Annotated in this window: 17 protein-coding genes and 2 pseudogenes; 10 read left to right on the forward strand and 9 right to left on the reverse strand. The window is 63.6% G+C overall.

What is annotated here, in order from left to right; translation table 11 throughout:
* The first annotated feature begins 88 nt into the window (after positions 1–88).
* From araA to ACFRAH_RS23050, 3 genes are all read left to right on the forward strand, one after another.
* Positions 89–1,609, forward strand: coding sequence for an L-arabinose isomerase (gene araA / locus ACFRAH_RS23040; protein ID WP_377993228.1), 1,521 nt, complete (start codon positions 89–91; stop codon positions 1,607–1,609).
* A gap of 88 nt (positions 1,610–1,697) precedes the next feature.
* Positions 1,698–1,955, forward strand: a complete 258-nt coding sequence (locus tag ACFRAH_RS23045) for a GntR family transcriptional regulator (RefSeq protein WP_377993229.1) — start codon at positions 1,698–1,700, stop codon at positions 1,953–1,955.
* 206 nt (positions 1,956–2,161) lie between these two features.
* Positions 2,162–3,205 (forward strand): LacI family DNA-binding transcriptional regulator, encoded by a 1,044-nt coding sequence (locus ACFRAH_RS23050; RefSeq protein WP_377993230.1) that lies wholly within the window; start codon positions 2,162–2,164, stop codon positions 3,203–3,205.
* 406 nt (positions 3,206–3,611) lie between these two features.
* Here the strand turns inward: ACFRAH_RS23050 and ACFRAH_RS23055 are convergent, their stop codons facing one another.
* The 7 genes and pseudogenes from ACFRAH_RS23055 to ACFRAH_RS23085 all read right to left on the reverse strand — a co-directional run bounded on the left by ACFRAH_RS23055 (position 3,612) and on the right by ACFRAH_RS23085 (position 10,182).
* The gene (locus ACFRAH_RS23055; protein ID WP_377993231.1) at positions 3,612–3,899 is read right to left on the reverse strand and encodes a type II toxin-antitoxin system RelE/ParE family toxin; all 288 of its coding nucleotides are present in this window, start codon (positions 3,897–3,899) and stop codon (positions 3,612–3,614) included.
* A complete protein-coding gene (locus ACFRAH_RS23060) occupies positions 3,896–4,171 on the reverse strand; it encodes a type II toxin-antitoxin system Phd/YefM family antitoxin (protein ID WP_377993232.1) in 276 nt (91 codons plus the stop codon). The genes ACFRAH_RS23055 and ACFRAH_RS23060 overlap by 4 nt, the downstream gene beginning before the upstream one ends.
* A gap of 518 nt (positions 4,172–4,689) precedes the next feature.
* Positions 4,690–5,585: pseudogene (gene iolB, locus ACFRAH_RS23065) on the reverse strand (5-deoxy-glucuronate isomerase).
* 107 nt (positions 5,586–5,692) lie between these two features.
* Positions 5,693–6,604 carry a carbohydrate ABC transporter permease gene (locus tag ACFRAH_RS23070; protein ID WP_377993233.1) on the reverse strand — a complete coding sequence of 304 codons (912 nt, stop codon included), beginning with the start codon at positions 6,602–6,604 and terminating at the stop codon, positions 5,693–5,695.
* A complete protein-coding gene (locus ACFRAH_RS23075; RefSeq protein ID WP_377993234.1) occupies positions 6,601–7,548 on the reverse strand; it encodes a carbohydrate ABC transporter permease in 948 nt (315 codons plus the stop codon). The genes ACFRAH_RS23070 and ACFRAH_RS23075 overlap by 4 nt, the downstream gene beginning before the upstream one ends.
* Positions 7,549–7,605: 57 nt before the next feature.
* Entirely contained in the window at positions 7,606–8,766 is a 1,161-nt protein-coding gene (locus tag ACFRAH_RS23080) for an ABC transporter substrate-binding protein (protein WP_377993235.1), read from the reverse strand.
* A 393-nt stretch (positions 8,767–9,159) separates the two neighbouring features.
* Positions 9,160–10,182 (reverse strand): LacI family DNA-binding transcriptional regulator, encoded by a 1,023-nt coding sequence (locus ACFRAH_RS23085; protein ID WP_377993236.1) that lies wholly within the window; start codon positions 10,180–10,182, stop codon positions 9,160–9,162.
* Positions 10,183–10,511: 329 nt separating this feature from the next.
* On the opposite strand from ACFRAH_RS23085, the gene ACFRAH_RS23090 reads away from it, so the two are divergent.
* The 7 genes and pseudogenes from ACFRAH_RS23090 to ACFRAH_RS23120 all read left to right on the forward strand — a co-directional run.
* Positions 10,512–11,417 carry a sugar phosphate isomerase/epimerase family protein gene (locus tag ACFRAH_RS23090; RefSeq protein ID WP_377993237.1) on the forward strand — a complete coding sequence of 302 codons (906 nt, stop codon included), beginning with the start codon at positions 10,512–10,514 and terminating at the stop codon, positions 11,415–11,417.
* A gap of 16 nt (positions 11,418–11,433) precedes the next feature.
* The gene (locus ACFRAH_RS23095; protein WP_377993238.1) at positions 11,434–12,480 is read left to right on the forward strand and encodes a Gfo/Idh/MocA family oxidoreductase; all 1,047 of its coding nucleotides are present in this window, start codon (positions 11,434–11,436) and stop codon (positions 12,478–12,480) included.
* 80 nt (positions 12,481–12,560) lie between these two features.
* Positions 12,561–12,908: a winged helix-turn-helix domain-containing protein gene (locus tag ACFRAH_RS23100; RefSeq protein ID WP_377993239.1), complete on the forward strand. Its 348-nt coding sequence runs from the start codon at positions 12,561–12,563 to the stop codon at positions 12,906–12,908.
* A 145-nt stretch (positions 12,909–13,053) separates the two neighbouring features.
* Positions 13,054–14,067, forward strand: coding sequence for a 5-dehydro-2-deoxygluconokinase (gene iolC / locus ACFRAH_RS23105; protein WP_377993240.1), 1,014 nt, complete (start codon positions 13,054–13,056; stop codon positions 14,065–14,067).
* Entirely contained in the window at positions 14,064–14,999 is a 936-nt protein-coding gene (locus ACFRAH_RS23110) for a deoxyribose-phosphate aldolase (protein WP_377993241.1), read from the forward strand. The genes iolC and ACFRAH_RS23110 overlap by 4 nt, the downstream gene beginning before the upstream one ends.
* Positions 15,000–15,022: 23 nt before the next feature.
* Positions 15,023–16,951: a 3D-(3,5/4)-trihydroxycyclohexane-1,2-dione acylhydrolase (decyclizing) gene (iolD, locus tag ACFRAH_RS23115; RefSeq protein ID WP_377993242.1), complete on the forward strand. Its 1,929-nt coding sequence runs from the start codon at positions 15,023–15,025 to the stop codon at positions 16,949–16,951.
* 19 nt (positions 16,952–16,970) lie between these two features.
* Positions 16,971–18,479, forward strand: a pseudogene (locus ACFRAH_RS23120) (CoA-acylating methylmalonate-semialdehyde dehydrogenase); the annotation flags it as partial.
* Between the two features lie 811 nt (positions 18,480–19,290).
* On the opposite strand, the gene ACFRAH_RS23125 reads toward ACFRAH_RS23120, so the two are convergent.
* Complete coding sequence (locus ACFRAH_RS23125) at positions 19,291–19,815, reverse strand: acyl-CoA thioesterase (RefSeq protein ID WP_377993243.1); 525 nt, start codon at positions 19,813–19,815, stop codon at positions 19,291–19,293.
* Positions 19,809–20,024 carry a hypothetical protein gene (locus ACFRAH_RS23130; RefSeq protein ID WP_377993244.1) on the reverse strand — a complete coding sequence of 72 codons (216 nt, stop codon included), beginning with the start codon at positions 20,022–20,024 and terminating at the stop codon, positions 19,809–19,811. The genes ACFRAH_RS23125 and ACFRAH_RS23130 overlap by 7 nt, the downstream gene beginning before the upstream one ends.
* Positions 20,025–20,062 lie beyond the last annotated feature (38 nt).

The raw sequence follows: 20,062 nt of genomic DNA on the forward strand, positions 1-20,062 counted from the left end.
AGATCGAGTCGCTCTACGACCGCTACCAGAACGTTTACGGCCGCTAGTTCCGGCCCCGCACACCCCCAAGACTTTCCAAGGAGACACCATGTCCAGCGCCAACAACACCTCCCTCGAGCACTACGAGGTCTGGTTCCTCACCGGCAGCCAGCACCTCTACGGCGAGGACGTCCTGAAGCAGGTGGCAGCCCAGTCCCAGGAGATCGCCGCTGCCCTGAACGAATCCTCCGACGTCCCGGTCAAGCTCGTCTGGAAGCCCGTACTCACGGACTCGGACGCGATCCGCCGCACCGCGCTGGAGGCCAACGCGGACGATGCGGTGATCGGCGTGACCGCGTGGATGCACACCTTCTCCCCGGCCAAGATGTGGATCCAGGGCCTGGACCTGCTCCGCAAGCCGCTCCTGCACCTGCACACCCAGGCCAACGTGGACCTGCCGTGGGCGGACATCGACTTTGATTTCATGAACCTGAACCAGGCCGCGCACGGCGACCGCGAGTTCGGCTACATCCAGTCCCGGCTGGGCGTGCCGCGCAAGACGGTCGTGGGCCACGTCTCCAACCCCGAGGTGGCCCGCCAGGTGGGCGTCTGGCAGCGCGCCTCCGCCGGCTGGGCGGCCGTCCGGAACCTGAAGCTGACCCGCTTCGGGGACAACATGCGCAACGTCGCCGTCACCGAAGGCGACAAGACCGAGGCCGAGCTGCGCTTCGGCGTCTCGGTCAACACCTGGTCCGTCAACGAGCTCGCCGACGCCGTGCACGGCGCCGCGGAGTCCGACGTCGACGCCCTGGTTGCCGAGTACGAGCGGCTTTATGAGGTGGTTCCCGAGCTGAAGGCTGGGGGTGCCCGCCATGAGTCCCTCCGCTACAGCGCCCGGATCGAGCTCGGGCTGCGCAGCTTCCTCGCAGCCAACGGCTCCGCCGCGTTCACCACGTCCTTCGAGGACCTTGGCGAACTGCGGCAGCTTCCGGGCATGGCCGTGCAGCGGCTCATGGCCGACGGCTACGGCTTCGGCGCCGAGGGCGACTGGAAGACCGCCATCCTGATCCGCGCCGCCAAGGTCATGGGCGCCGGACTGCCCGGCGGCGCCTCCCTGATGGAGGACTACACCTACCACCTGGCGCCGGGACAGGAGAAGATCCTCGGCGCGCACATGCTGGAGGTCTGCCCCTCACTGACCGCAAAGAAGCCGCGCGTCGAGATCCACCCGCTGGGCATCGGCGGCAAGGAGGATCCGGTCCGGATGGTGTTCGACACCGACGCCGGCCCGGGCGTGGTCGTCGCCCTGTCCGACATGCGCGACCGGTTCCGCCTCGTGGCGAACGCCGTCGACGTCGTCGACCTCGACGAGCCGCTGCCCAACCTGCCGGTGGCCCGCGCCCTCTGGGAACCGAAGCCCGACTTCGCCACGTCCGCCGCCGCCTGGCTGACCGCCGGCGCCGCGCACCACACCGTCCTCTCCACCCAGGTGGGCGTGGACGTGTTCGAGGACTTCGCCGAGATCGCCCAGACCGAGCTGCTCACCATCGACGAAGGCACCACCCTCAAGCAGTTCAAGAAGGAACTCGCCTGGAACGCCGCCTACTACCTGCTGGCCGGCAGGCTGTGACCCAGCACAGGATGTGGGCCGGGAAGTGCAGCATCCGGGGCCGGCTCTGCTCCCGTATCAGTTCCTTGGAAACAGGTGAGAACTAGCCATGCGAACACAGCTTCCGGAGTCAGTGCTCTACCCCGGTCAACGTTCTGGTCCTCTTCCTCTGTACTACGAGCTGGCAGTTAGGGTCGAAACGGCAGTCGAATGCGGGACCCTGAAAGGGGGAGCGGAACTACCGCCAGAAGTCGAGGTTGCCCGTCAGCTAAAGGTGTCCCGGAACACCGTACGGAATGCCTGGGCATACCTTGAAAAGAAGGGCCTTGTCATTCGTCGGCAGGGCAGCGGCACCATCGTCTGCTGACCCGCGGCTGGCGTTGATTCCGTAGCGCGGATGCAGTTGTGCTGGATGCTGACCGGGCTGCGCTCCATCACGCAAGCCCGGCACCCGATTACAGCTGGTGCACCTCGAATCCGCATCCATTTTCACGGGCCTTCTTGCGCGCGGCGAGGCCGGCAAGCCCAGCAAGGAGCGGGAGCGGGTTACGGCAACGGTCCTAAAGGAGAACCATGTCAATGAACTCAGGAATTTCGCGTCCTCCGGTGATGGAGGACGTGGCGAAACTGGCCAGCGTTTCACATCAGACCGTCTCGCGTGTCCTCAATGCCCACCCGAACGTCAGAAAGGCAACTCGGGAGCGCGTTGAAAAAGCCATCGCAGAGTTGGGCTATCGCCCGAACACGGCGGCGCGCAGCCTGATTACGAGACGCTCGCAGACCATCGGCGTTCTGGGAAGTGACCTGTCCTACTTCGGTCCGGCCAATACGCTGCTCGGGGTGCAGCAGGCGGCACGTGGATTGGGCTATTTCGTCAGCATGGCTAGCCTGGATGAGGTCACCCCGGCCGCGATTAGGGACGCCCTGGAATACTTCATGACGCAGTCCGTGGACGGCATCGTTGTCATCGTGGCCCACAAAGCGATGTTTGAGTCACTGCGAACCACCAGCCTGTCCGTCCCTTTGGTGGCCGTGGGCTTCGGCGTTGACGAGGGGCTGAGCATCGCCGCGGTCGACCAACGGCTCGGCGCAAGCCTAGCCGTGCAGCACTTGACTGATCTGGGCCATAAAACCATCGCCCATATCTCCGGCCCGGAGGAGTGGATCGACGCGACCGCACGAATTGACGGCTGGCGCTGCACACTGGCCCAGTCCGGGCTGCCCGATTCCGTGCTGGTTCGAGGCGACTGGAGCGCCGAAAGCGGTTATCGTGCCGGGCTCGACCTTGTGTCCGCTGACAACGTCACCGCCGTTTTCGCTGCCAATGATCAAATGGCACTGGGCGCCCTGCGCGCCTTTAGCGAAGTCGGCCTTCGTGTACCACTGGACATCAGTGTTGTCGGTTACGACGACCAACCGGAAGCCGCCTATTTTTCCCCGCCTCTGACCACCGTTAATCAGGGGTTCAAGGACCTCGGAGCTCGCTGCATCCAAAAGCTTCTCTCAGAGATAGCTGGGGGTCATGTAGGAGAAGATTCAGTCGCAATTCCCGTGCTCGTCACTCGATCCTCAACAAGTTCACCGTTTCAGCGCCGCTCAAACCCGGCTTCGGCGTAGGAACAAGCCGTAAATCATTGGCCTTGGCTGTCCAGAACAGGGTTCCCAGAGGACGCCCCTCGCCGGCAGGTCACGACGTGACCTCTTGCGGCCGCGGAGGCTCGGGGCATATCTGGGTTGCCCGATGCTTCAGAGAACGTGCCACCCGCACGACGCCGCCCGTACTAGGTGGCGTTCAAACTAATGTGCCCGGCAGCACGTGCACCCGCTTTCGGGCTAACGGTTGGGTCTCGTTGTCAGCCCGAACCGGGATACAACATACGAGGCGCTGGACCCCACGAAAACGTTTAGTTCCTCCAGAGGCGGGAGTTCTCGCGGCTACTTCTACTCCCGTGGTTTCAACGCCGATAACCGCGATTCGGTCAAGCTGCGCCCGCTGCTTTTCGCCAGGCTTGGGAGTGCCGGGCTATCGGGGCTTGTAGACGTCCGAGCGGTGTTCGATGCGGTGAACGTAGAGGATGTGGGCTTCAACGTCGAGGGTGAACAGCACCCGGTAGTCACCGCGTCGGGCGGTGCGCAGGCCGAGGAGTTCGTTCGTCAAAGGCTTGCTCAACCGGTACGGGTTCTCGGACAGGACTCCGGTGACGAACTCGACAATGGCGGCGGCCGCTTTTTCCGGCAGCCGCCGGAAGCCCTTCAGTGCCGGGCTGGTGACTTCAACCTTCCATGGATCTTGGGCGGGCGATTCACTCACCGCGGCGGAAGCCCGAATTCGCGGCGGAGATCTTCTCCGCTGGTTGTATTTCCCTCCGCGATATCGCGCTTGGCCTGGGCCAGGTCTTCACGGATGCCCGGCTGCGACAGCCAATGGATGGTTTCCTGCAGGGATTCCAGGTCCTCAGCGGACATCAGGACCGCTGACGGGTGCCCGTGCCGGGTGATCTGGATGATCTCGTGCGTCTTGTCCGCTTCCTCCACGAGCGCGGAAAGCTTGTCCTTCGCCTCACTGAGCGATATCGTCTTCATGCGACGATAATAGCCCAACTTTTGGCCACCGTCTAGCCTAAATTCTAGCTGAATGGCCGTCTCTATTGCGTTGTCCTGCCAGCTCCGCTGCGTCGCGTCAGAATAGAGCCACATTTTGCTTTTCTAGACAGTGCCTCATCATGTTCTCAGATCCCACCCTGACAGCTTGGGGGGTGGGAGCCGGGTCGTAGGCAACTCGAGAACAAGCGCAATAACCCCAAGAATCTGGGCTTGGTGGACTCGGCCTGAAGATGAGGGGCGGCTGTATCCCATGCTGAGATACGGCATGCGTCTGAGAACAGCCGGAGCTTCCCCCACGGCCTAAATCCTCCCATGTCAGACGCGCCTGACTTCAGGTTGGGGTGTAGGTAAGTAGGCGTCACCCACTCAGGGTCCTCATTCCCCTGCATGCATTGGAGGAAAATCTGTCCTGCGCCACTCAATACCGGGTGTTAAAAGAGCACTTTCTCCTGGGCCATCGTGTCAGCGGTCCGATGACGATGCATAGTCGTTCGGTTCTATGCGCCAAAGGGTAGCCGCGGGTCGATCTCCTGACCATCCCATGTCTGGCGTATCCAGCCGTGGTGGGGGTCGTCGCTGATGAGCCAGTCCCGCACACGTCCGGGGCCGGCCATGACGTTGAGGTAGTAGAGGTCATATCCGGGAGCGGCCATGGCGGGACCGTGCCAGCCGTAGGGGACCAAGATGACGTCGCCGGTGCGGATCTCAGCGGAGACATCAATGGGTGGCTCGTCGGAGGCATAAACGCGGGCATAGCCAATTGGGTCGGACTCCCCGGGGACCAGAGATCCGGGAGCCATGCGGGTTTCGAAGTAGTAGATCTCCTCGAGACTGGTTTCGCCTTCCTTCTCCTCGTCGTGCTTGTGGGGAGGGTAGGAAGACCAGTTGCCGGAAGGCGTGATGACTTCGCAGACGATGAACCGGTCGGCTTCGAGGGCGGCGGGTGTGCCGAAGTTGTGGACCTGGCGAGAGCAATTCCCGGCTCCGCGGAGTTCCACAGGGGTATCTTCCGCTTTGATTAGCCGCGTAGGGTACTCGGCTTTGGCCGGAGCGGTCGCCACGGCGACCCTGCCGCCGTCATGGGAACTGATGGTGACGGCTTTGTTGATACCTGTGTACAGGACGTCACTTGGCCCGTGGAATACCGATTGGCGTCCGGTAAGGCCGTACCCGCGGCCGGAGACCGTCACGGTGAAGGCACCGCTGAGCGGCACCACAATGCGTTCTTCCGCTGCGGCGGGAAGTTCTATGGAGGCACCCGGCGGGAGCGTGGCGACCTTCAGGCCGGTATACGCCCAGCCCGCAACGGACAACGTGGAATCGGATGGGCGGGGGGGGGGACGTCCCACTTGCCATCGGCGGCTGTTCCGAGCGGGTATACCCAATTCATGATGATTGTTTCTCTTCTGTAGTGCCTTGGCGGCACGCGCCTAAAGGTGCGTGCGAAGGGGCCGGACAGCGACTCAATGCTGCCGGCCCCAAGGGGTGGTCAAACGGGGATCAGCGGAAGGAGCCGACCTTGAAACTTTCCATGATGTGCTTGTGCAGGAGCGCGTAAGCCAGGACCAAGGGAACGATGCTGATCACCATGCCGGCCAGCTGGGCGCCGAGGTCGACGCTGTACTGGGCGCTGAAGAGGAGCAGGCCTGGTGCGACCGTCGTGCTCTTGGGGTCAACGAGCAGCGGCAGTGTGTGGGACAGGTTGTTCCATGCGTAGATGAATGCCAGCAGCAGGTTGCTGAGGATGGCGCTCTTCGACATGGGAACGGCGATCGTCCAAAAGATTCGAAATTCCGAGGCTCCGTCGGTCTTCGCCGCTTCAATGACGTCGAGCGGGAAGGACGCGAAGAAGGCATACATGAGTGTCACGGTCAGGGGGAGCCATCCGGCTGCGAAGACGAGGCCGATGCCGAGGGGGTTGCTGCGCAGGCCGAGGGTGCCGGTGACGGAGAACAGAGGGATGATCACGGCCAGGAACGGCAGGGCGTAGAGGATGACAAAGTAGCGTTCGAACAGCGCAGCGAAGAATCCGGTCTTCCTGGCGATGGCGTAGGCGGCCATCGTGCCGGCGACGATGGACGCCAGCACGGCGGCTGCGGAGAACACGGTGGTGTTGAGGAAGTAGGTGCTCATCGATTCGCCGACGGCCACGCCGTTCCAGCCGCGGATGTAATTATCGAACTGGATGGGGTTGGGCAGTCCGAGCGGATCGCCGACAATCTGCTGCGTCGTCTTGAGGGATCCGAGGATGATGGTCAGCACGGGCAGGACGCTGATCAGCACGTAAGCGGCGATGACGATGGACACGACGACGGACCCTGGGCTCCGGAGCCTGAAACGCTTGCGGGCGGTGGGCGCCGTTGAGGGGACAGGCGCCACATCTGGGCGGGCGGTGCTCTTGGTGGTTGTCATTGCTGGCTCATTTTGCTCGGGCGGAACACGAACGTGTACGCGAGGGAGATGATCACGATGATCAGCGTTCCGAAGAAGGCGGCGGTGGAGGCGTAGCCGAAGTTACTGAGTTCGAAGCCCTCACGGTAGATAAAGGTGGCCATGATGTCGGATGCCAGGCCGGGGCCGCCCTTGGTCAGGGCGTAGGCGGTGTCAAGGGCCTTGAAGTTGCCGATGATCTGCAGCCCGATGACGACAACCAGGACGTCACGGGACAGTGGCAGGGTCACGTGCCAGATGCGCTGCAACCCGCTGACGCCGTCGAGTGTCGCGGCCTCATTGACGGACTCCGGGATGTCGTTCAGCGCTGAGAGCATCAGGATCATCGGGATGCCCACGTACTGGATGGTAGAGACAAAAATGACAACGGGGAGGGCGGCCTTCGGGTCGCTAAGCCAGTTGATGGCCAGGTCCGGGTTGATGCCGCGCAGGATCGGGTTGATCCAGCCAAGGGTTGGGTCCAGGGCGTTCTTCCACGCCAGCGCGAAAACCGTCGGGGGGAGGATGACCGGCAGGAAGGCCAGGAACTTCAGGGTATTGGTCAGCGGAACCTTGCGGTAGAAGGCCAAGGCCAGTGCTGTTCCGATGAGGACTGTGCCGCCGGCTGCCCCAAGGGTCAACCAGAAGGTGCGGACCAGGGCATCGAAGGCCTGGGGGTCACTGAAGAGATCGGTGATGTTTTTCGTGCCGATCGGCCTCGGGGTTCCGAAGCCGGCCCAGCGCTGGAAGATCAGCTGGACAGAGACGGCCAGAGGATACATCGTGAACAGGAGTGTCAGAATCAGGGCCGGTGAGATGAAGCCCCAGAAGAGTGGACCGGAAAAGCGGGACTTGTCTTGGGCGGCGCGGGCCTTGGGCCGGGCAACCGCCTCCTCTGCCGGTGCGGGGTGAGATGCAGTCGTCATTGATGTGCCTTTGAAGGTCGGGCGGGGCACCCGGGGCGGGGCCCCGCCCGAAGTCGGTTACTTGTGGGTTTCCCGGTACTTGTCGGCCGCGTCCTGGAGCTTTTGGGCAGCTTGCTCGGCCGTCAGGCTTCCGGCCATGGCGCCGGAGACAACGTGCTGCGCGAAGGCCTGCTCGATGGACGCCGGGATGATGGAGAACCAGGCGGCCGTCTGCGCGCCGGTCTTCAGAGCCTCGGTGAGGGAAATTTCCGTCTTGGAGGTCATGACCTTGGTCAGGTCAACGTCTTCCCGAGCCGGGACACGGCCCATGCCCTTCTCCAGTGTGTCTTTCTGGATCATGTAGGAGATGAAGGATTTGGCCAGTTCAGGGTTCTTGGCCCCTGCCGGGACCAGGAACGAGTCGAGCGACACTCCGGCAGCCGAGGGTTCGCTGCCCAGGGACGGGAACAGTGCCCAGTCCCATTTGAAGTTCTTCGGCTCATAGACGGGCGGGACCCAGGAGCCCATGATCCACGAGCCTGCCTTCTGGGTGTCGAAGAGCGTCTGCGACTGCTCGAACGACATGCCTTCAAGGCCGCTGGGGAAGTATCCGGCCTTGTTCCAGTCCACCATCTGCTGGATGGCCTTTACCGCGCAGGGCTCGGTGTACTTGGGTGCCGAGTCGCCGTCGGCTTTCCAGTTATTGGAGATCTTCTGGTACAGCTCTGAGCCGCAGGAGGATGAGAACGGGGAACTGAACATGTATTCGGCGAAGGGAACACCGGGCACCGAGAACGGCGTGTAGCCGGCAGCCTTCACTGCTGCCAGGGACTTGTTGAATTCATCCAGGCTCTTGAAGACATGCGTCTTCGGGTCCGGCGGGGTTGCGCCAGCCTTGGCCCAGACGTCCTTGTTGTAGAAGACGTAGGGCAGAAGGGTCAGTCCCAGCGGAACGGAGTACTTTTTGCCGTCGGAGGCAGTCGCAAGCTTGTTCGCAGTTTCGCTGACGGTAGAGGAGATCTTGTCCTTCTCCCAGACGTCATCCAAGGGCTGCAGCGCGCCAGCCTGAATCCAGTCCTCCATGATCGCGGACTGGAGCGTGTACGAGACGAGATCGGGGGCGTCGCTGGAGGTGAAGAGCCGACCGCCGGACTGACGCAGGTCCTCGTTGGTGATGCCTCCGACGTTGATCTTTGCCTGGGGGTGCAGCTTCATGAACTCTTCTGCATTTTTCTTCACGAAGGGCCAGTCTCCGTAGACCTGGACCTTCAGCTCACCTGCGAACGGATCGCTTTTTTCAGCCGATCCACCGCCGGCGCACGCCGTCAGTGCCAGCAAAGAAGCAACAACTGCCGGTATTGCGAAACGGACAGTTTTGGATGTGCGATGCATTCGCATCGGGTGACCTCCTCGTCGGGGCAGAGCCTTCGCTCTTGCCATGTGGGTAGCGACCGCTTTGTCACTGAAAGTGGAACTTTGGAATGGGGGAGCGAGGTGAGAGTATGTCTCGTTCTATGAATCGTGACACTGTCACGTGACAGATAGAATGCTATGTGAAGTACGGCACATCGTCAAGGGATTACCCCTCCCGGAGGTATTGCAATGAGGCAACAGGGGGATGACGCCCGAGCGTCAGGCGGGGGCGGGACCTGTCGAAGTCCGCACGGTCAAAGTGGGCTCAAGCACGAACGACTGGGTCTCGGTCCGGTTTTCGTCGAGCCTCTGGGAGGCCGCCAGGACGGCCAATTCGGCCATCCTCCGTACGTCCTGGCGGACGGACGTCAGATCGACGAAGGAAAGCCGCGCAAGCCGGGAGTCGTCGTAGCCGACCACGGAAATGTCCTCCGGCACACGGACCCCTCCTCGGCGGAGGGTATCCAGCAGTCCCAGGGCGCACCGGTCGTTCCCTGCAATGACGGCGGTGGGGCGATCGCCCCACGTCAGTATTTCGGCTGCTGCCGCCGCTCCGCTCTCTTCCGTGTAGTCACCCGGGATCACCTTGACATTGTCGGCCAGCCCGTGGCTTGCCATGGCCTTTTCATAGCCGGTGCGCCGTTCGGTGGCGGATGGCATGTGTCCGCCGTCGATGTGGATAATCCTCCGATGCCCGAAGCCAACCAGGTGATCGACTGCCTGTCCGACGCCGCTTTCATCGTCGGTGCGCACCACATCGATTTTGGCGCGCTTGACCACACGGGCCACCTCGATAACGGGAACGCTTGCAGCGAGGGCGTTGAGCTGCTTCGCGTCGAGGTCCGGGCCCAGGAGGATCAAGGCCTCGGAATGGTAGCCAAGCAGTTCTTCGACAGCCTTGTACTCATCACGCGTCGCGGTCATGGCACCCAGCACCAGGTGGTAGCCATACTTCTCGGCCGCGGGATACAGCTCTTCGATGAACTCGAGGTCGAAGGCATGCCGCGAGGTAAACAGCACGCCCAGGTTCCGGCTCCGCGTGCGGCGCAGCATCTGCGCTGCCACGTCCGGGCGATAGCCCAATTCGTCAGCCGCCTTCATGACGCGCTCACGGGTTTTCGCGCTGGCTCCGGGGATCCCGCGGAAGATCGTGGAGACCAGCGTCCGTGATACGCCGGCGCGCTCGGCGACATCCGCCATGGTCGGGCGCTTCAGTGGTGCCTGCGATGGTTGGACGGCCACGGCGCATCACCAACCCTTTCGTCTTGATGGAAAGCAACTGTTCTTGACGTCGAGAACACGCTCCACATAGTATGACACCTGTCACGTGACAGTGTCACGATTCATAGAACGAAACAGTAAACATGTCGCGGCCTGCTGGACCGGCTTGCACCAGAGCAGCAGCACCGTCTTTCGAAAGGTTGGCCGCAGTGACGCGGACGATAACGTGCGGGGCACAAAGAGCCAGCGGCGAAGCGGCCAGAAGTCCGAAAAACCGAAACGCAGTGCAGAGAACAACGCCGACCTGCTGCGTTCCCCTACGAACCCAGACCCTTTGAAAGGACAAGCACGTGAGCGCAATTCGCGTTGGTACCGCCCCGGATTCTTGGGGCGTCTGGTACCCGGACAACCCCAACCAGGTGCCCTATACCCGGTTCCTCGATGAAGTAGCCGCCGCTGGCTACCAGTGGATCGAACTGGGTCCCTACGGCTACCTGCCCACCAACCCGGCCCAGCTGCAGGACGAACTCGAAGCCCGCGGGCTGCGGCTTTCCGCCGGTACAGTCTCGGAACGGCTTCACCAGCCCAATTCGTGGGACGCCGTGTGGAGCCAGGTCACCGATGTCGCAGCCCTGACCGCCGCCCTTGGCGGCAAGCACGTGGTCGTCCTGCCTGAAATGTGGCGCGACCTCTTCACCGGCGAAGAACTCGAGCCGGGTGAACTAACCGGCGAACAGTGGTCGGCGAAAACCGAGGGCGCGGACAGGCTCGGCAAGGCGATGTTCGAAGAATACGGAGTCCAGCTCCAGTACCACCCGCACGCGGACAGCCACGTCGACACCGAGGAAAGCATCATCCGGTTCCTGGAGAACACGAACCCGGAATACGTGAACCTCTGCCTGGACACCGGCCACGTCTCCTACTGCGGGGGAGACAACCTCGCCATCATCAACCGCCACCCGGAACGCATCGGCTACCTGCACCTGAAGCAGGTCAACCCCGACGTCGTCGCCAAGGTTCAGACCGAAAACCTCTCATTCAGCGAAGCCGTAACCCTCGGCGCCATGACCGAACCGCCCCTGGGCGTACCGGAGTTCCCACCACTGCTCGAGGCCGTCGCCAAGCGCGGCGTTGACGTCTTTGCCATCGTCGAGCAGGACATGTTCCCCTGCCCGCCGGACGCTCCCCTCCCAATCGCCCAGCGGACCTTCAAATACCTTTCCGGCTGCAGTGTCGCCGGGCTCCGCTTCAACTAATCCCAAAGGAAACACAATGTCTGAAAACCGCGAACTTCGTGTCGCCGTCCTCGGGGTCGGCCTCATGGGCTCCGATCACGTCAAACGCCTGACGAACAAAATCAGCGGTGCCCGTGTCTCCGTCATCAACGACTTCGACATCGAGCGCGCCAAATCGATTGCTGCGGATGTGCCCGGTGCCCGGGTCGTCGCTGACCCCTTTGAAGCCATCACCGCGGACGATGTCGACGCCGTGGTGCTGGCAACACCGAGCCCGACGCATGAGCAGCAGCTGATGGAATGTCTTCGCACCCGCAAACCCGTTCTGTGTGAGAAGCCGCTGACCCCGGACGCAGAATCGTCGCTTCGTATTGTGAAGGCCGAAGCAGAGCTTGGCGTGAAGCTCATCCAAATCGGTTTCATGCGCCGCTTCGACAACGAGTACCAGCAGCTGAAGCAGTTGATTGTGGAAGGGGAGTTGGGAAACCCCCTCATGGTGCACTGCGTTCACCGCAATCCCGCAGGTCCTCCGGGCTTCACCAGCGCCATGGCTGTCACCGAGTCCCTCGTCCACGAGGTGGATTCCATCAGGTACCTCCTCGACGAAGAAATCACCTCCGTTCAGGTGCTCCAGCCCCGGTCAACTACCCTTGCCGGCGCTGAGCTGCGGGATCCCCAGCTGGCCCTGTACGAAACCGCCAGCGGGCGCCTGATCGATGCCGAAATCTTCATCACCACGGGGGTGGCGTACGAAGTTCGCACCGAAGTCGTGGGCGAACTAGGCAGCGCCACCATCGGTCTGGATGTGGGGCTGATCCGCAAGACCAAGCCGGGAACCTGGGGCGGAACCATCACCCCCGGCTTCCAGGAAAGGTTCGGACAGGCCTACGACACCGAAGTCCAGCGCTGGGTCAACGCTGCCCGGTCCGGTGCCGAAACCGGCAACTACGTCGACGGTCCGGATGCCTGGGATGGCTACGCAGCGCAGGCCGTCTGCGCCGCCGGCGTCGAGTCCGTCAAGACCGGACTTAAGGTTCCCGTCTCGATGGTCGACAGGGCATCTGTTCTGGGCTCCCGCGTTTGATCCAGAAGGCTTGCCCAAAGGACACCCTTTGTTCTTTGGGCAAGCCGACTCGGGCCAGCCCGAAAAGAAGGAGAGTAGTCGTGCCGCTGGACACAACGCAGCCCATCACTTCGAACGAGCTTCGCGGGCTTTCACAAGCAGACGCGGACACCCTGATTCTCAGGGCGTCGGACAAGGGTCCTGCCAGCTATTCACGCATCCTGAAACTAAAGCGGTCGGGCCCTGAGCCGCTCTACTATCAGCTTGCCCAGAGCATCGAAGACGCCATACAGTCCGGCGCGATCGACCACGGCACCAAATTGCCCCCGCTTTCTGTCATGGCGGCAGAACTCACGTTGTCTGCGCAAACTGTGCGACATGCGTGGGATTACCTCGAACGCCGGGGAGTGCTCATCTGCCGCCGCGGCCTTGGCACGGTCGTCTCCTAGACGGACAAATCAAGACAATCCGGGAACGCCCCTAAGGTCCCCCCGCCAACTTCACCCTCCCCGCAGCACGCTGTTCCGTGCCAGCCGGGTGCAACGAAACTCTACGGATCCTGGCGGAATGCCAGAGGAAAGGTCCACGATTACCGTGACCCACGAACTGCTCACCATCGGGCGCATCAGCGTTGATATTTACCCGAACGACATCGGGGTAGGGCTGGAGGATGTCACCTCCTTCGGCAAGTACCTCGGCGGCTCCCCGTCCAACGTTGCCGTTGCCGCCGCCCGCCATGGCCGCCGCACCGGTGTCATCACCCGCACCGGGGATGACCCGTTCGGTACCTACCTGCACCGCGAACTGCAAAAGTTCGGCGTGGACGATTCCTTCGTCTCCCCGATCCAAGGCCTGCAGACACCGGCCACGTTCTGCGCCATTCTGCCCGAGACGCACGAGTTCCCGCTGTACTTCTACGGCCGGTTCCCCACGGCGCCGGACCTGCAGATCAAGGCCGACGAGCTCGACACCGACGCCATCCGGGACGCGAAGATCTTCTGGTCCACGGTGACGGGCCTGTGCCAGGAACCCAGCCGCAGCGCCCATGTCGCTGCCCATGAGGCACGGCCCCGCACCGGCCTGGCCGAGGGCCAGCACACCATCCTGGACCTGGACTACCGCCCCATGTTCTGGGCCTCCGAGGAGGAAGCCCGGGAACAGGTTGCCCGGATCCTGCCGCACGTCACCGTCGCGATCGGCAACGACCAGGAATGCTCCGTCGCCGTCGGCCCGGGCACCCCGGATGAGCAGGCGGACCGGCTGCTGGACGCCGGCGTCGAGATCGCCGTCGTGAAGCTCGGCCCCGAAGGCGTGATGGCCAAGACCCGCGCCGAACGTGTGGTCTCCGCCCCTGTTCCCGTTGAGACGGTCAATGGCCTCGGTGCCGGCGACTCTTTCGGCGGCGCCTTCGTGCACGGCCTGCTCTCCGGCTGGCCGCTCGCCCAGGTCCTGGACTACGCCAACGCCGCCGGCGCGATCGTCGCCTCCCGCCTGTCCTGCGCGGACGCGATGCCGACGCCGGCCGAGGTAACCACCTTGCTCGCCGAACGTGGAAGGCCCGTTCCCGGCGCACCCGCCCAGCTTGCCCCCGAAGGAGTAACACCGTGACACTGACCCCGATTGCCTCGAACAGTGCTGTGGATGATGATCCCCGCCGTTATGAGCACCTAAGCACTATTCGCCTGCAAGATCCGGAAGCTGTGGCCCGGGCCGCGAAGGCCCGCCGCCGCCACCCCGGCCTGAAATACGGTCGGCAGAACTTCATCGTCGCCGCCGACCACCCGGCCCGCGGCGCCCTCGCCGTCGGCAAGAATCCGGTGGCCATGGCTGACCGACGGGATCTGCTGGACCGGTTGCAGATTGCACTGGCCAACCCGGCCGTGGACGGCATCCTCGCTTCCCCGGACATCATGGACGACCTTCTCCTGCTGGGCGCTCTGGAGGGCAAGCTGGTGTTCGGTTCGATGAACCGCGGCGGGCTCTCGGGCCTGGTCAACGAGTTCGATGACCGCTTCACCGGGCACACCGCCGCTGCCTTGGAAGAGCTGGGCGCGGACGGCGGCAAGATGCTGACCCGGATCTGCCTGGGCGACCCGGACACCGTAGCCACCCTCGAAGCGACCGCGAAGGCGATCGACTCGCTGGCCGAACGGAGGCTCATCGCAATGGTGGAGCCGTTCCTGTCCGTCCGCGAGAACGGCCGGGTCCGCAACGACCTGAGTGCGGACGCGGTGATCAAGTCCATTGGCATCGCCGAGGGCCTCGGGTCCACCAGCGCCTACACCTGGATGAAGCTGCCTGTCGTGGACCAGATGGAACGCGTCATGGCCGCTACCACCATGCCCACCGTGCTGCTGGGCGGAGACCCGGCCGGCACCCAGGACGAGGTGTTCGCCACCTGGGGAGCGGCCCTAGCCCTCCCCGGCGTGCAGGGCCTCACGGTCGGCCGGACCCTGCTCTACCCGGCCGACGGCGACGTCGCGGCGGCTGTCGCCGCGGCCGCATCCCTGCTGAACCCAACGGAAAGGGCAGCACAATGAGCCCATCGCGGGGAACCCGCCGGATGACCGTAGCGCAGGCCGCGGTCGAATATCTTTCCAAGCAGTACACCGTCGATTCCATCAATGGTGTGGAGTTCCTTGAGCGGCTGATCCCGGGCACGTTCGGTATTTTCGGGCACGGCAACGTGGCTGGCGTGGGCCAGGCCCTGAAGCAGTACCAGCAGCTCGATCCGCGGATCATGCCGTACTACCAGGGCCGGAACGAGCAGGCCCAGGTGCACCAGGCCGTCGGCTACGCCCGGCACACCCGCCGCCGGCAGACCTACGCGGTCAGCACCTCGATCGGACCGGGGTCCTCAAACCTGCTCACCGGTGCGGCACTGGCCACCACCAACCGCCTGCCGGTCCTGCTGCTGCCGTCGGACACTTTCGCGACCCGGACGGCGGACCCGGTCCTGCAGCAGCTCGAACAGCCCTACGCCTACGACCTGACCGTCAACGATGCGTTCCGGCCGCTGTCCAAGTTCTTCGACCGGGTCACCCGCCCGGAGCAGCTGTTCTCCGCCTTCCACCACGGCCTGCGCGTCCTCACCGACCCGGCCGAAACCGGCGCCGTGACCATCTCGCTGCCGCAGGACGTCCAGGCCGAAGCCTTCGACATCCCGGAGGAGTTCCTCGCGGAGCGGGAGTGGCGGATCCGCCGCCCCGAAGCGGACGACGACGACATCGCCCGCGCCGCCGAAGCCATCCGCGCCGCGAAGCGGCCGCTGATCATCGCCGGGGGCGGCGTCCTCTACGCCTACGCCAACGAGGAACTCGCTAAGTTCGCCGAGCTGACCGGAATCCCGGTCGGCAACACCCAGGCCGGCGTCGGCGTGCTGCCGTGGGATCACAAGTTCTCTTTGGGTGCGATCGGGTCGACGGGTACGACGGCGGCCAACGCCCTCGCGGCCGAGGCGGACCTGATCATCGGCATCGGCACCCGCTACGAGGACTTCACCACCGCGTCCCGGACTGCGTTCCAGAACCCGGACGTGCGCTTCGTGAACGTGAACGTCGCTCCGATCGATGCGTACAAGCACGGCACGCACCTGCCGGTCGTCGCCGATGCCCGCAAGGCCCTGGTCAAGCTGAACCAGGCCCTGGGCGGCTACCGCGTGGGCGCCGACCTCGAAAACCAGATCGCGGCGGAGAAGAAGCGCTGGGACGCGACCGTCGATGCCGCATTCGCCGAGGCCGATGCCCCACTTGTCAGCCAAAATGCCATCATCGGCGCCACCAACCGGGCCATGGATGCCCAGGATGTGGTGATCTGTGCCGCCGGGTCACTGCCGGGTGACCTGCACAAGATGTGGCGGGTCCGGGACCCGTTCGGCTACCACGTCGAATACGCGTACTCCTGCATGGGCTACGAGATCCCGGGCGGTTTGGGCGTCAAGCGCGCCGCCTTGGCTGAAGCAGCCGCTGGTGGTCCCGAAAGGGATGTCGTCGTGATGGTGGGGGACGGCTCCTACCTGATGATGCACACCGAACTGGTCACCGCCGTCGCCGAACGGATCAAGCTGATCGTGGTTCTGATCCAGAACCACGGCTACGCCTCCATCGGCTCGCTCTCCGAATCCCTCGGCTCCCAGCGCTTCGGTACCCAGTACCGGGCCCTTAACGAGGAACACCATTCCTTCGACGACGGCGACCGGCTCCCGGTGGACCTGGCCCTGAACGCCGAATCCCTCGGCGTGAAGGTCATCCGGATCGAACCGGGCGAGAAGGCCATCGCCGAACTCGAGCAGGCCATCCGCGACGCCAAGGCCGCCCCCGCAAACGGCGGGCCTATCGTGATCCACGTCGAGTCCGACCCGCTGCTGGATGCCCCGTCCTCCGAATCCTGGTGGGATGTTCCAGTTTCAGAAGTGTCGGAGTTGGAGTCCACTAAGCAGGCCTTCCAGACCTATATTGACCGCAAGTCCCGCCAGCGCAAGCTGCTGGGCTAAAAACAGAAAGTTCACAATCATGTCGACGACGACCGTCAGCACCACCATCAAGCACTTCATCAACGGTGCCGAGACCTCAGGCGAGGGCGACCGCACCGCCCCCGTCTACAACCCGGCCACCGGGCAGGTCAGCGCGGAGCTGCGCCTGGCCAACCGGGCCGACCTGGACACCACCGTCGCCGCCGCCCGCGCCGCTGCCGATTCCTGGGGTGATATTTCCCTGGCGAAGCGCACCGCGGTTTTGTTCAAGTTCCGTGAACTCGTCGCCGAGCACGTTGATGAGCTCGCGGCGCTGATCACGGCCGAGCACGGCAAGGTCCTTTCCGATGCGAAGGGTGAGATCGGCCGCGGCCTGGAAGTCATCGAGTTCGCCTGCGGGATCCCGTCGCTGCTCAAGGGCGACTACTCGGACCAGGTCTCCACCGGCATCGATGTGTTCTCCTTCCGCGAGCCCCTCGGCGTGGTCGCCGGGATCACGCCGTTCAACTTCCCGGTCATGGTGCCGTTGTGGATGGCGCCGATGGCGATCGCCACCGGCAACGCGTTCATCCTCAAGCCCTCCGAGCGTGACCCCTCGGCTTCCCTGCTGCTGGCAAAGCTGTGGAAGGACGCAGGCCTGCCGGACGGGGTGTTCCAGGTCCTGCACGGTGACAAGGAAACCGTCGACGGTTTGCTGACCCACCCGGACGTGGACGGGATCTCCTTCGTCGGTTCCACCCCGATCGCGAAGTACGTCCACGAGACCGCGACCGCGCACGGCAAGCGCGTCCAGGCCCTGGGAGGGGCGAAGAACCACGCCATCGTGCTGCCCGACGCGGACTTGGACAACGCCGCCGACCACCTCGCCGCTGCCGCGTTCGCTTCCGCCGGTGAACGCTGCATGGCCATCTCGGTCGCCGTCGTCGTCGGTGAGGCCGCGGACCTGCTGGTGAAGAAGGTCGAAGAACGCGCCGTCGCGGTCAAGGTCAACAACGGCACCGTCCCCGGCGCCGAGATGGGCCCGGTCATCACCCCGGACTCGAAGGAACGGATCGTGAAGATCGTCACCGAAGCCGAAGCCGCTGGCGCCGCGATGGTGGTGGACGGCCGCGACCTCGTCATCCCCGGCCACGAGGAAGGCTTCTGGGTAGGCCCCACCGTGCTCGACCACGTCAAGACCGGAATGAGCGCCTACACCGAGGAGATCTTCGGACCCGTGCTCGTCGTCGTCCGCGTCGACACCCTCGAAGACGGCATCCGCCTGATCAACTCCAACCCGTACGGCAACGGCACCGCGATCTTCACCTCCTCCGGCGCCGCGGCCCGGAAGTTCCAGCGCTCCGTGACCGTGGGCATGATCGGCATCAACGTGCCCTTGCCCGTCCCGGTGGCGTACCACTCCTTCGGCGGCTGGAAGGCCTCCCTCTTCGGCGACAAGCACATCTACGGCCCCGAAGGCGTCTCCTTCTACACCCGCGGCAAAGTGGTCACCTCCCGCTGGCCCGAACCCACCCACGCCTCCGGCGCCTCCTACAACTTCCCTTCGCATGCAGATGAGCATGAGGCGGATCAGGGCGGTGCGGAGACCGTCCCGGGTCGAGCAGACGACGATACGGAAGCCCGGATCGACCGCGACTAGCGGCAGACTGATCGGGATCAGGCCCTGCGTATACCGCAGGGCCTGATCCCGTTGTGCTGCCAACAGAAGACACATCGGATGGACGTTGTCGGCCCGACTTTCATCCTGTCGACGGTGGCGGTGAGACGTACCCTCGCGAGGTACAAAGCAAAGCAATTCGCGTGGTGGATGCCAGCATCGCGCGTCTTCCAAGTGCCTAGCTTGGCTTCCAATCGCGCACGTCATGACAAGTGAAAGCACAGGTAAGCAGGAGCAGAACAAGACAATTTGCAGCAAGCCTCGCCCGAGAGGCCATAAAGCCGACGACTACTGATCCAGGGGCGCGCGCGAAGCATCATCCCCGGTTTTTAGTGGTCATGTCTGCTGTGAAGAGGCTGCGTACGCTTGCCGCCTCAGGTGCAGACCGCTAGTTCTGACAGGCTTCTCTGGGGTCGTGGCCTCTCACGGTGTGCTGGCGTTGGTTTCCCTCATCCCGAATCAATCGTTCGGTCGTTTGGCGTGCCCGGCGGCGGCAGCGTGGGACGGGAGATTGAACGAGGCACGCGAGGCTGCAGACGCTTATGGCCGGCGGGAGGTGACCACCTTGCCGCGGGTGTAGAACGAAACGCCTTTTTTCGGGGCCAAGGCGTGCTTGTCGCCGAACAGCATAGGTTTCGAGCCGCCGAGGGAATGGCCGGCCACCGGGATAGTCAGCTCGGGCAGGATGATGGCGGATTGCCGCTTATTCCTGACCGACGGACCCAAGGTGATGTGTGGGGATCCGGTCTCGGTCGGAGGTGATGTCCGTGTAGCCGTGCGGCTCAGGGCGGCCAGACGGGCTGAGGTTCACGAAGACTATCTTTTCGATGGTGAGGATGCTTTGCCTGGTAATCATGTTGCGAACCTCTGCGCGCATTGTGAGGGAGGTCCGTCCAAATTTCGTGGCAGCCAAGCCCATTTCGATCAGGTCCCCTTGGAGAGCAGAGCTTACGAAGTTTATTTCCGAGATGTACTTAGTTACGGCTCGGCCGTTTCCAAGCTGAAGGATGGCGTAGATTGCCGCTTCCTCGTCAATCCACTTGAGCAGGCTGCCGCCAAACAGGGTCCCGTTCGCGTTCAGGTCCTCAGGGCGTACCCACTTACGCGTGCGGAAGGTGATGTCAGCTGTCTGCGTTTGGAGGGTTAGCCGAGGCTGATTTGAGGGCGAGAGGATGCCGCTGCCTCCCGCCTCCACTGCAGCGTGCGCCTGGCCATGGCGTTCTACCATGCTGATAGCTCCTGAGTAACCCCATATGGCACCGACCCGCTGACGGCAACAGTAAACCGTGTTTGGCTGTGCCGCGTGATCAGGATCCCGCTGCGGTGCTTCATCGCCTCCTGGCGAAGAAGCATCTCTGCTCGATTTAGGTCGCGTTCTATGCCGTTCGGGTCGATGCCCGTAATCTCAAGCATCGCCTCGGTGTTCCTGCTGGCCATTATTATTCCTGGATGAAAATCGAAGAAGAATGCGTGAG

Origin of the sequence: Arthrobacter sp. NPDC056727, assembly GCF_042790555.1 — a bacterium.
Lineage (GTDB): Bacteria > Actinomycetota > Actinomycetes > Actinomycetales > Micrococcaceae > Arthrobacter.

Coding starts and splice junctions, on each gene's coding strand:
- araA (WP_377993228.1), top strand. CDS start 89: ATGTCCAGCGCCAACAACACCTCCCTCGAGCACTACGAGGTCTGGTTC.
- ACFRAH_RS23045 (WP_377993229.1), top strand. CDS start 1,698: ATGCGAACACAGCTTCCGGAGTCAGTGCTCTACCCCGGTCAACGTTCT.
- ACFRAH_RS23050 (WP_377993230.1), top strand. CDS start 2,162: ATGTCAATGAACTCAGGAATTTCGCGTCCTCCGGTGATGGAGGACGTG.
- ACFRAH_RS23060 (WP_377993232.1), bottom strand. CDS start 4,171: ATGAAGACGATATCGCTCAGTGAGGCGAAGGACAAGCTTTCCGCGCTC.
- ACFRAH_RS23070 (WP_377993233.1), bottom strand. CDS start 6,604: ATGACAACCACCAAGAGCACCGCCCGCCCAGATGTGGCGCCTGTCCCC.
- ACFRAH_RS23075 (WP_377993234.1), bottom strand. CDS start 7,548: ATGACGACTGCATCTCACCCCGCACCGGCAGAGGAGGCGGTTGCCCGG.
- ACFRAH_RS23095 (WP_377993238.1), top strand. CDS start 11,434: ATGTCTGAAAACCGCGAACTTCGTGTCGCCGTCCTCGGGGTCGGCCTC.
- iolD (WP_377993242.1), top strand. CDS start 15,023: ATGACCGTAGCGCAGGCCGCGGTCGAATATCTTTCCAAGCAGTACACC.
- ACFRAH_RS23125 (WP_377993243.1), bottom strand. CDS start 19,815: ATGGTAGAACGCCATGGCCAGGCGCACGCTGCAGTGGAGGCGGGAGGC.
- ACFRAH_RS23130 (WP_377993244.1), bottom strand. CDS start 20,024: ATGGCCAGCAGGAACACCGAGGCGATGCTTGAGATTACGGGCATCGAC.